This is a genomic window from Nocardia sp. NPDC049707 (assembly GCF_040674855.1).
GTDB lineage: Bacteria > Actinomycetota > Actinomycetes > Mycobacteriales > Mycobacteriaceae > Nocardia.
In genome coordinates this window covers 16,319-27,648 of sequence record NZ_JBFANN010000067.1, presented here as the reverse complement: position 1 = coordinate 27,648, position 11,330 = coordinate 16,319, and the positions used below count along the sequence as shown (strand labels likewise).

9 protein-coding genes are annotated in these 11,330 nt (G+C 64.5%); 6 read left to right on the top strand and 3 right to left on the bottom strand.

Going from position 1 to position 11,330, the window contains the following annotated elements:
- Positions 1-127: 127 nt before the first annotated feature.
- Positions 128-1,015 (top strand): hypothetical protein, encoded by an 888-nt coding sequence (locus AB0J29_RS34685; protein ID WP_364795032.1) that lies wholly within the window; start codon positions 128-130, stop codon positions 1,013-1,015.
- A 12-nt stretch (positions 1,016-1,027) separates the two neighbouring features.
- A complete protein-coding gene (locus tag AB0J29_RS34680; protein WP_364795030.1) occupies positions 1,028-1,498 on the top strand; it encodes an SAM-dependent methyltransferase in 471 nt (156 codons plus the stop codon).
- A 330-nt stretch (positions 1,499-1,828) separates the two neighbouring features.
- Here the strand turns inward: AB0J29_RS34680 and AB0J29_RS34675 are convergent, their stop codons facing one another.
- A complete protein-coding gene (locus AB0J29_RS34675) occupies positions 1,829-2,503 on the bottom strand; it encodes a type 1 glutamine amidotransferase domain-containing protein (protein ID WP_364795028.1) in 675 nt (224 codons plus the stop codon).
- 137 nt (positions 2,504-2,640) lie between these two features.
- Between AB0J29_RS34675 and AB0J29_RS34670 the strand changes: the two genes are divergently transcribed.
- The 4 genes from AB0J29_RS34670 (at position 2,641) to AB0J29_RS34655 (ending at position 8,419) form a co-directional block, all read left to right on the top strand.
- Positions 2,641-3,513 (top strand): LysR family transcriptional regulator, encoded by an 873-nt coding sequence (locus AB0J29_RS34670; protein ID WP_364795027.1) that lies wholly within the window; start codon positions 2,641-2,643, stop codon positions 3,511-3,513.
- A gap of 592 nt (positions 3,514-4,105) precedes the next feature.
- The gene (locus AB0J29_RS34665; RefSeq protein ID WP_364795025.1) at positions 4,106-5,608 is read left to right on the top strand and encodes an alpha/beta hydrolase; all 1,503 of its coding nucleotides are present in this window, start codon (positions 4,106-4,108) and stop codon (positions 5,606-5,608) included.
- A 310-nt stretch (positions 5,609-5,918) separates the two neighbouring features.
- The gene (locus AB0J29_RS34660; protein WP_364795023.1) at positions 5,919-6,812 is read left to right on the top strand and encodes an NAD-dependent epimerase/dehydratase family protein; all 894 of its coding nucleotides are present in this window, start codon (positions 5,919-5,921) and stop codon (positions 6,810-6,812) included.
- Between the two features lie 371 nt (positions 6,813-7,183).
- Positions 7,184-8,419, top strand: coding sequence for a lipase family protein (locus tag AB0J29_RS34655; protein WP_364795021.1), 1,236 nt, complete (start codon positions 7,184-7,186; stop codon positions 8,417-8,419).
- A 100-nt stretch (positions 8,420-8,519) separates the two neighbouring features.
- Here the strand turns inward: AB0J29_RS34655 and AB0J29_RS34650 are convergent, their stop codons facing one another.
- Both AB0J29_RS34650 and AB0J29_RS34645 read right to left on the bottom strand, forming a co-directional pair.
- Positions 8,520-9,761: a TetR/AcrR family transcriptional regulator gene (locus AB0J29_RS34650; protein WP_364795019.1), complete on the bottom strand. Its 1,242-nt coding sequence runs from the start codon at positions 9,759-9,761 to the stop codon at positions 8,520-8,522.
- Positions 9,762-9,948: 187 nt separating this feature from the next.
- The gene (locus tag AB0J29_RS34645) at positions 9,949-11,238 is read right to left on the bottom strand and encodes a helix-turn-helix domain-containing protein (RefSeq protein ID WP_364795017.1); all 1,290 of its coding nucleotides are present in this window, start codon (positions 11,236-11,238) and stop codon (positions 9,949-9,951) included.
- Positions 11,239-11,330: the final 92 nt, after the last annotated feature.

The window sequence follows — 11,330 nt, the reverse complement described above, 5'->3', positions numbered from 1 at the left end:
GGGAACCAAAGCCCCGACGACTACGAGCGTTCACTTCGAACCACTGCCGCCTGAAATCTGTAAGCCCCCTGTCCACCACTCGGGGTGAACCTCAGTGGGCCGAACCGACCTAGCCGCAGTGCGGGACGTGATGTCGTTGTTCTCCCAGATCGACCAACGGCTCGGAGGTGGTCACGGACGGATAGCTGTCGCTCAATATTTGACCAACGAAGTGACCAGCTACCTGAACGGGTCCTTTGCCAACGAGACTGTGCGACGTGAAATGTTCACAGCGGCAGGCGAATTGGCGTACCTAGCTGGCTGGATGGCGTTCGACAACGATGAGCATGCAGTCGCACAGCGCTACTTCACCATTTCGACAAAGCTTTCCGCCGAAGCCGACGATGCCCCGCTGAGCGGTCACGTATTGCGCGCCATGGCGCATCAAGCCGTTGACCTGGGCCACCCTCAACAAGGGCTCCAACTCGCTGAAGCATCCGTTAGCGGCATCCGCTACCGAGCCGCTTGTCCACGTGAGCGTGCGCTTCTAAAAGTCGTGTACGCCAAGGCATTGAGCGCGGCCGGTCAGAAAGCCGAGTCTGCGAAAGCTCTGCTCGAGGCTGAACGCGACCTTGCAGCAACTTCCGACTCCGACCATGAACCCGCTCGGGTGTTCTTCTTCTCTGAAGCGAGCCTGGCCCACGAAACCGCTTGCGCGTTACGTGATTCGGGTGATCTGGCTGGTGCCGCCGACCAATTCCAACTCAGCGTCCACAAACGTAAAGCCACGACGTTCACCCGAACCCATGCGGTAACCCTTGGTTACCTCGGCACCGTACAGGCCCGTAGCGGTGATCTCGAGCAGGCGTGCACCACATGGACTTCTGCGCTCGACACTATGGACGGAGTCCGATCAGGGCGGACACGGACCGTTGCCCGCGACATCCGTGCAACTGTGGCACCGTATCGGCATATCGCAGGTGTAAGCGAGATCGACGAGCGGGCCGCAAACTATCTAGCTGCCAGCGCAACATAGGACAGGGATCAAATGGCAGACGAAGTGTTCGAAGTCGTGCCCATCGCACATGTGGTCGGTGGCCGTCGCGAACCGACAGATGATCACTGGGGAGGGACCGAGGCGATCATCCGTATCGATGACCCGCGGTTCACCGAAGAGTCGGTGCAGGGCTTGGATGAATTCAGCCATCTCGAAATCGTGTTCCGATTCCATCTGACCGATCCAACGGACTTGCACTTCGGAGCACGTAGCGCCCGCGACAACCCCGCATGGCCGAAGGTCGGCATCTTCGGACACCGGAACATGCGGCGCATCAACTGGCTTGGGGTATCGCGCACTCGACTGCTCCGGGTAGACGGACTGGACCTGCACGTAGCCGAACTGGACGCGGTGGATGGCACACCCGTACTGGACATCAAGCCATGGTTCGTGGAGTTCGGCCCACGTGGAGAGATCCGGCAGGCTCCGTGGTCGACCGAGATGCTCGAGGACTATTTCTAGGCACCGCACAGGTCGAACAACGTTAACGCGAACTGACTGCACAGGGTTGGTGGCGCGCCCACCGCCGGCCTCGCCACCGTCACCCCGCACTTCACCATGCCTGTCTGGAAACCGCTCGAACTCGTGGACCGCGAACTCTGAAAAGCAGGCCAGCCCAAAATGTTCGACATCATCGACCGCCGCTACCGCCGGTGTCCTACGCCATCAACAGCCCGCGCTCGTCGACTGCGAATGTCGCCGCGACACGGGGCCGGAAATGTGCGCTGTAGTTCCGGTCCCGGGACCGGGTTGTCGGCTCACGCCGACTCGCCCCGGCCCGATCCGGGAACCTCACCGCGCGAGGGCGGCCACCATCGCTTCGGCGACACCGCGTGCCGAGGCCGGGTTCTGCCCGGTCACCAGACGATCGGCGACCACAACCTGAGCAGTGAAATTGTCGGCGGGAATGTGGGTGGCGCCCTGGGCGGTGAGGCGATCGGCCAGTAGGAACGGAACCACACTGCTCAGCCCGACCGCGGACTCCTCGTCGTTGGTGAACGCGGCGACCTTCTTGCCCGCCACCAGATACGAACCATCCGACAGCGTGGCACCGACCAGCGCGGCCGGGCCGTGGCAGACCGCTCCCACGACACCGCCGCGTTCGTAGACCTCCCGCGCCAACCGCGCCAGCGCGGGATTGTCGGGGAAATCCCACATGGTCCCGTGCCCACCGGCGAACAACACCGCCTCATACGCGCTGGTGTCCATGGCATCCGGGGTCGGGGTGTTCGCCAGTTGGGCGGCGACGTGGGTGTCGGTGAGGAACCGGCGCTGCAACGAGTCGGTGGGATCCTCGCCGTCGCGCGGCGGGTTGCCCCCGGCGACGCTGACCAGATCCACGCTGTATCCGGCTTCGGTGAACACCTCCCACGGGATCGCGGCCTCGCCGAGGTAGAAACCGGTCGAACGACCCGTGTCGCCCAGGACGGCGTGGCTGGTCAGGGCGATGAGAATGCGCTTGGACATGATCGTGGATCTCCTTGTTTCGAACTGGTGCCGCATCCCCTTGCGGCTGCGACGAGACCGATACTGTCGCCCACACCTATCGGAATCCAATAGCATCACTTGCGGCCTGATATCAGAATTCTGATACAAGAGAAGTTATGCGCGGCCCTTCCCTCGACCTATTGCGAACCTTTCTGGCCGTGTACCGATCCGGCTCGGTCTCCGCCGCCGCCGACCTGCTCGGCCTGGCCCAGCCCACCGTCACCGCGCACGTCAAAACCCTCGAAACCGCCCTCGACCGCCCGCTGTTCCAGCGCGTCGCCCGCGGCATGACACCCACTCCCGCCGCCGACCACCTCGCCGCCCGCATCGGCCCGGCCCTGGACGACCTCGCCGAAGTCGTCGACCACGATCTGCACGGGCCGGGTGAAACCTTCAGCCACACAGTCCATCTCGGCGGCCCCGCGGAACTGGTCTGTGCCCGCTTACTACCCTCGCTGGCCGTACTGGTCACCCAGGGCTTGCGGCTGCGTGTCACCCTCGGGCTACCCGACCAGCTGCTGGCCGACCTGTCCTCCGGTGGGCTGGACCTGGTCATCTCCACCCTGCGACCCCGCCGCCGCGGCCTGCACGTCGATGCACTCACCGACGAAGAATTCGCCCTCGTCGCCGCCCCCTCCTGGACCTTCGACGACATCGACCACGCACCCCTGATCGCCTACGCCGAAAACCTGCCCATTCTGCGTCGCTACTGGCGCACCGTCTTCGACACCCGACTCACCCGCACCCCCGCCGTCGTCGTCCCCGACCTCCGCGGCGTGCTCACCGCCGTCACCGCCGGTGCGGGCATCACCGTCCTACCCACCTACCTGTGCGCCAGCGAACTCGCCGACGGACGACTCCACCAACTGCACCACCCCGACATCCCACCCATCAACACCCTGTTCCTCGCCAGCCGCAACGGACCCACCCACCCCGCCACCACCGCCGTACGCGGCCACCTCCTCCTCCACGCCGGCAACTGGGCATAACCCAACCACCCGATGGGGAAAACCGTTGTCCCTGTTGACTGCACCAATTCCGTGTTCTTGATGAAGGAGTTGGTGTGGCCGAGGAGAGTGGCCTTCGTAGATCGCTAATGACCGATTCGGTGCAGCCTTCCGAATTGGTGCCGTGGTGGCTGGTCCGGAAGCATCCCCGCCGTATCTGGTGGTCGACCATTCCCTTACGCCGGTGCCGGCCGCGGTTCAGTTCCTGCAAGATCTGGCGTTCGGCGATGCCAGCCCGCTTGTGTCGGCAAGGGCTGGCAGGTACCGAAATGAACCGTGATCGGCGCGGCGGCAGAGCTGGGTAATCGGAATCGGTCACCGAACCGGCAATCCTTCTGACAGACATGGGATTTCGCGTCAACGGCTACGACTGCATCCCGTAAGCGATCACACGCCGACCGGTTCGGTCAGCGCGATCAGCGGCAATAGCGTGCTTTCTCCACGCCATTACCACCGTCCCCCGCAAACTACAGCTAACGATCCCCCTTTCGTCTGGGGGATTTCCCTGATGCCTCGGGTCGGCGCGGACGATTACGGTGACGCATATCGACGACCGCAGGGTGGAGGGTGTCATATGTTGCCGGAGCGGAACCGACTTGTCGTGTTGACCGCCGTCACGGCACTGCTCGCGGCGGTGAGCATGACATCTGCCGCGGCCATCGCGGACGTAACGGCGGGACTCCAGCGGTTCTACGGTCAGCGGCTGGACTGGAAGTCCTGTGGCACAAGGGAACTCGACGTGGCCGAGTGTGCTGATGTCACTGTGCCGCTCGACTACGCGGATCCTGGTGGTCGTACGATCACGGTGGCGATCTCGCGGGTGCGCGCCACCTCGCTGGAGCAGCGACGTGGCGTGCTGCTGACGAATCCCGGTGGGCCCGGCGAATCCGGTCTCGAGTTCCCGCTGGCGCTTCGCGCAACCATGACTGCACCGGTGCGCGCCCGATACGACCTGATCGGCATGGATCCGCGCGGCGTCGGCCGATCCTCCGGGATCGACTGCGGGTGGCCCGTCGGATTCGGTGTGGAGGCGGCCGGTATCGACGTGTCCAGCTACGCGAGATCCGTTGTGAGGCAAGGCGAACTCGCCGCCCGCTGCTGGGCACGGCACAGTGATTTGCTGCCGTACATCTCGACCCGCAACACCGCACGTGACATCGACGTCGTGCGCTCCGCGCTGGGCGAGCCGACCATCAACTACTTCGGAACGTCCTACGGCACATATCTCGGTGCGGTGTACACCCAGCTCTTCCCCGAACACACCGACCGTATCGTCCTCGACAGCGCGATAGACCCCCGGCAATACGGTGCGAGTGCCCTGCAATCCGACAGTGGCGCACCCAACGAAGCAGCGCTCGGCAACTGGGCGGACTGGGCCGCCACTCGCGATGCCGAATACGGCCTCGGCGCCACCGGCCAGGCAGTTCGCGCCCGCGTCGAGGGACTGCTCCAACGGTCTGCCGAGACGCCGATTCCCTTCGGCCCGTTTATGATCGACGACCACTCCTTGCCCGTCGTCCTGTTCCTCGGGATCGGCGACTCCCGCCGCTACCCAGACCTTGCCACTCAGATCCGTCAGCTCGCCGACAGTGCGAACGGCGCAACAGTGGAACTGGACCCGGACGTGGAACAGCAACTGGCCCTCATCCTCACCGCTCAGCCGCACGACATATCCGCCCTGACTGCGATCACCTGCGGTGATGCCCCAGCCCCACGAGATCCGGCCGAATACTGGCGCAGCATCCAGAAAGTACGTGCCGCCCAACCGATCTTCGGGCCACTGTTCGGCAATATCAACCCGTGCGCCTTCTGGCCGTCGCCCCGCGAGCCCGCCACATCAGTAGCCAATGCGTTGCCCGCACTGATCGTCCAGGCTGACGGTGATACCCACACGATCTACGCCGGCGCGGTCGCCATGCATCAGGCACTGTCCGCGTCTCGACTACTCACCCTCCGCAACACGGTCGTACACGGTCTATTCGGCAACATCCCCAACCGCTGCATCGAAACATCGGTCAACGCCTACCTCGCCGAGGGAACCCTTCCGCCCACCGACAGCGTCTGCGATCCGGACTAACTGGTTCTGGCGGTGCGGAATCGCCGACGGCCATGTACAGACCGCTAGCGACACGTCCGGCGATCGAGTGTGCTCAACTCGGCATTATGGGATGCTCGGCTGCCGTCGCCATGGTCAGCCGGCGTGGTAGATCTGGAACATGTTTCGAGGGAGCATCAGCCGTTGTCGGTAGTCCCACGATTGGCGACGCGGCAGTCGACGGCGAGTCCACTCGCATGGTGCAGAGAAGTCCGGCATCGGGGAAAATTTCTATTCGCCACCGGCGAGTCTCAAACGGCCACCAACATAGGGCCTTTCCTATGCTCGCGCTATGCGTGTACTTGTCACGGGAGCGGCGGGTTACCTGGGCCGAGCCGTTCTTTCGGCCCTGACCGAGGCCGGGCACGACACTGTCGCCATGGTGCATTCGCAGCGGTTGAACATCGTGTCTGCCACTGCGATTCGAGTTGCCGACCTGCTCGACCCCGACGCCCTCCGGCGAGCCGTGGACGGCATGGACGCGGTATGTCATCTGGCCGGGCTGACCCGCGTGCGGGAGTCGATGGCCGACCCGCTCCGCTACTTCGGGGTCAATACCGCCGGGACCATCGCGTTGCTCGATGCCATGGCGACCGCCGAGGTGCCGCGGCTCGTATTCGCCTCGACCGGTGCGATCTACGGCGATGTCAGCGGCCGACCGATCACCGAGGAACAGCCCGATAACCCGCCCCATCCCTACGCGAGCAGCAAGCTGGCTGCCGAATCCGCCATCGAAACCCATGCCGCCGCCGCTGTCGTACTTCGGCTGTTCAATGTGACGGGCGGCTGCGATCCGGACCGCACCCGGCTCATTCCCCAGGTGCTCACCGCCGCGGCACGGAATGAACCGTTGGAGGTCAATGGCGACGGCACCAATGTCCGGGACTACCTGCACGTTTCCGATGCCGCGTACGCGTTCGTGGCCGGACTCGAACACCTGCCGCCGCCGGGCGCGACCGAGCGGTACGTCATCGGTAGCGGTCGGGGAACGAGCGTTCGCGGCGTTGTTGCCGCGGTCGAAAAGATATCGGGACGTCGCGTGCCGCTCATTCATCGTCCAGCGGTGCCGGAGCCGAGTTCGCTGGTTGCCGATCCGGTCAAGGCTGTGGGCCAATTGGGTTGGGTGTCAAAGTATTCCGATATCGAGACGATCGTTGATGAGATGTGGCGCGCTCGTTCGAGCTAGGCGCTTGTCCAGCTCGACCCGCGCTGACCGTCAACGCGCTGCTGGCGTACGCGCGTCTTAGTGTGTCGGGCTGGTTGCTGAAGTCGCTCGGAATCGGCGTTGGTTGCGGAAATGGTCCTGCCGGAGTGGGTCGGCGACGTCTGCTCTGGTTCATCGAAGGGCTGCCCGGCAATATCGCGGAGCTGTTCATCACACCAGTTCAAGCGCTTGCGGACGCGATCCTCAACTTCGGCTTCGGGATCGGGCAACTGACCAATTTTTGTCGTATTTCGCTCCCTCTGCGGCGTGTCGCTGTAAGTTTGCCAACAGTTGCCTGTAATGCGGCCTGGCTAGTCGACGGATGCCCCGCACAACTCGTGGAGGTATAGATCGTGACTCGTCTGTTTCTATTTTTCCCCCGCAGCATGCGCCGCGGTTGGTCCCGTGTCCTCGGTGCATTCGGGGGTGTGGCACTCGCGCTGCTGCTGGCGCCTACGGCAATCGCGGCGCCGCTGTATCCGGTGCCCGATCCGGATCCGTTCTACGCCGCCCCGGCGGATCTGGGGGCGCACGGCCCCGGTGACGTGCTCGAGGTGCGGGCATTGCCGCCGGTGCCCCTCTTCCCCGGCGCCACTGCCACACTGGTCAAGTTCCGGTCCACCGACTCGCACGGCGCGCCGATCGCGGCAACCACTACGGTCGTTACCCCACTCTTCCATCAGCCCGATGCGCCGTTGCTGTCGTATCAGCATTTCATCAATTCGCTCGGTACCGAGTGCGCGGTATCGCACAAGCTCTACAGTGGCGATCTGAATCTGTCGGCGTCGGTGGGGATGTTGAATGCGGTGCTGCAGCAGGGTTGGAGTATCGCGATGCCGGATCATCTCGGACCGCAGTTCGCCTTCGGAGCAGCGCGTTTGGGTGGCCAAATTGTATTGGACGGGATCCGGGCGGTGAAACGGATACCCGAACTCGCCGTGCAAAACAGCCCAGTGACGCTGGCCGGGTACTCCGGTGGCGGATTGGCCACCGCATGGGCGGCAGCGCTGCAGCCGTCGTACGCATCTGAGCTGCAACTCGCCGGCGCGGCCATCGGCGGCGCCCCGATGAACCTGGTGGAGATGGCGCAGGCGCTGGGCTTCGCGCCGCACCCGGCCTTCGGGCTGGCCATGGCAGCGGCGATCGGTCTGGAGCGGGAGTATCCGGACCAGTTGCAGACCGGCTCGGTTCTCAACGAGCGTGGCCTCGATCTCCGTGGTGCCATGGCCAACAGCTGCACCAACGACATCCTCGCCGTCGGCGCCAACGGCAGCGCTGGCGATTACGTCACCACCACTTCGTGGGTCGACAGCCGCGTCGCCCGGTCGGTGGTGGAGGAGAACAGTCTGGAGCTCTATCCCGGGGTGCCGGCAATACCGATGTTCGAATGGCATTCGCCGGCCGATCCGCTGGTTCCGATCGATGCCATCAACGCCACCAACCGCCACTGGTGCAATGCCGGGGTGCGGTTGCAGACGATGGAGGTGCCTGCACCCGAGCATTTGTCCGCGGCGGTAATGGGCGCCCCCGAGGTACTGGCGTGGCTCGAGGGCCGGGTGCGCGGCGAGCCCGCGCCGGCGACCTGCTGAGGTGGACTACACGCCATCTGGCAGCTCGACAATCGGATGTGCGGAATATGCATCGGGTGCGCTGACGCCGACCGTTCGAGATTCGGCGACTCAGCCGCGATCAACGGCCGAAGAGGATGACTCGCATCAAGTGTGCGATGCGAGTCTGTGAGCACAGCGGGTTATCGGGGCCGAGCCATTGACCGAGGTCGACGACCAGTGCCAGCGCGGCGTGCACGAGCACCCGCGATTCGGCTGCGGTGAGTTCCGGTCGGATGCCGATGAGTAGCTTGGCCCACTCTTCGACGTTGAGCCGCTGGATATTTCGCAGGACGGTGCGATCCTCCGTGGGCACATTGCTGATCTCCGCGTAGTAGACGAAGGTCAGCTCGCGCTCGGCGAAGGAACCCTGCACATAGCGTTCGATCAGGGTGGTCAGCGCCTGTTCCGGGGTATCCGATGCGGCTATGGTGGGTCCGATGGCGGCTGAAACCCGGTCTGCCGCACGACGAAACGCGGCGGCGAGTAGGTCGCCCTTGCTGCGGTAGAAGCGATAGACCGCCGAGGAGGCGGGTAGGCCCGCGGCATTGGCGATATCCTCCACGCTCACATTGGGATACCCGTGTTCATGGAACAGTTCGATGGCCCGCACCAGCAACAGCTCGTGTTTGAAGGTGAGTGGAACCTCTTTCGCGCCAAGGGCTTCGGTGTCATCGCGGGGTGCGGGCAGAGCGCACGCGGTTACCGCATGGCAGGCCGAGCGCAGCAGGGTCGCCAACGCGCGCACGGGCACCGCGACATGATGATCGGAGATGCTGCCGATGACGCTCATCGCGGCGGCCGAGAGTACCGTGCGGTCCCTGTCGGGTAGCTCGGGGCGGGTCTCGGCCAGCAGTTCGCGGGCGACCGAATCGGTGGTGATCAGGTGATCGATGAGGATCTGGCGATCGGCGTCTTCCAGATAGCGGTTCTGCCAGCGCAGCAGTGCGGCGCTGCGGCGATTCGCAATGGAGGCCGCGATCAGGGCAGCGAGGATGTGGTCCAGGCGCTCGACGGCGGGCCGGTCACGTAGTTGCTCGGGCAGGCGCACGGCCTCGGTACTCAGTCCGGCCAGTCGCAGCGCTTCCTCTCGGAACAGGGCGTATTTGCTCGGATAGTGCCGATACAGTGCGGTAGAGCTGATATCGAGGCGCGAGGCGATGTCCTCCATGCTCACGCCGTGGTAGCCGAACGAGCCGAAGGCCTCCGCGGAGACCGCGGCGATCTGCGCTCGTCGGTTGCGCGGGCGGCGGCGTACCTCGCGCGATTGCGTGGCGCGGCCTGCGGTCGGGTGCTCGGTTGCGCGACGATCCTCGGCATCCATCCCGCGATGTTAGCCCAACCGGACGTTTACTCGATGCCTCTTCCCAGGGCTGGAATCGAATTGAACGGAAGATCACAAAAAACCTATAATTCGTTTATTGCATTGGCAATTCAAGTTCAACAGCTTAAGAATGTCCGCTAACATATGGGGCACGGCGATCGGCAGCGGATCGGGGTGAGGGGGCAGACTACGAGCGGGCCGGGCGGCCGAACAGGACCAGCTGCATGAGCAATCGAACCCGGGCCGGGGAGACGACCGGTTCGGTGCTGAAGGTTCGCCCCAAATCGACCACCAACGCGAAGGCCGCGTGAATCAGGAAGCGAGCCTCGGCGGGGGAAAGCTCCGGTCGCACATCGCGCAGCAGCCGCGCCCACTCCTCGACGCTGAGCCGCTGGATATTTCGCAGCACGGTGCGCTCGTCGCTCGGAACATGCTGGAACTCCGTGTAATACACGAAGGACAACTCGCGTTCGGCGAACGATCCGTCGACGTACTGTTGGATCAGTATGGTCAGTGCCTCTTCGGCATCGGCCGCCGCCGCCACCGCCGGGCCGATCGCGCCGGAAACCCGGTTGGCGGCCCGTCTGAACGCGGCCGCGAGCAGATCGCTCTTGCCCCGATAGAACCGGTACACCGCCGAAGCGGCGGAAAGTCCTGCGGCAGTGGCGATTTCCTCGACACTGACATTCGGGTAACCGCGATCGTGGAAGAGTTCGACGGCCTTGCGTAGCAGCAGCTCATGTTTGAACGAATCCGGAATCTCCGCCGCCACCGGCAGTTCGGCATCGGCTTCCAGCATGGGCAATTCGGCGGGCACGATCGACCAGCAGGACGAACTCAACAGCCGGGCAAGGGATTTCGCGGGCAGGCTGGCATGGTGATCGGCGATGCTGGTGACCACGCTGAGCAGGGCGGCGCGCAATACCCGCAGCTCATCCTCGGCGAGTTCCGGTCGCAATGCGGCCAATTGCACGCCGATCGCGTCGAGGACGACGAGCTGCTGGTCGGTCAGGACCGTCAGATCCTCCGGTTCGAGATAGCGGCCCTCCCAGCGGACCAGGGTAACGGTCGGCCGATTCTCGATCGTGACGCCGATCAGGGCGTCGAGCACATGGCGCAACCGCCGCTCCGGCGTGCTGAATTCACCCACCCCGCCGACTGCGTCGGCTGCCATCCCCTGGCCCGCCGCCGTCTCCGGCAACTCGACCGATTCCGTCATGACCCGGCCCACCCGCAGCAATTCCTCGCGGAACAGCGCGTACTTGCTCGGATAGTGCCGATACAGTGCCGCCGAACTGATGCCGAGTCCGGACGCGATGTCATCCATGCTCACGCTGTGATAGCCCAGCGCACCGAACGCGGCCGCCGAGGCCGCCGCGATCTGAGCTCGCCGATTCTTCGGCCTGCGCCGAATCTCCCGCGGTGCCGAGTCGCCACTGACCGCCTTGCGCGCCGTACCGCGGTTGTCGACACTCATGCCGCAATGGTATCGACACCCCCGACCGTTCCGGCTGTCCAGGTGGGTCTGATTTGCGCAGGTGGGTGCGGCTGACATGCAGCCGAACCCGG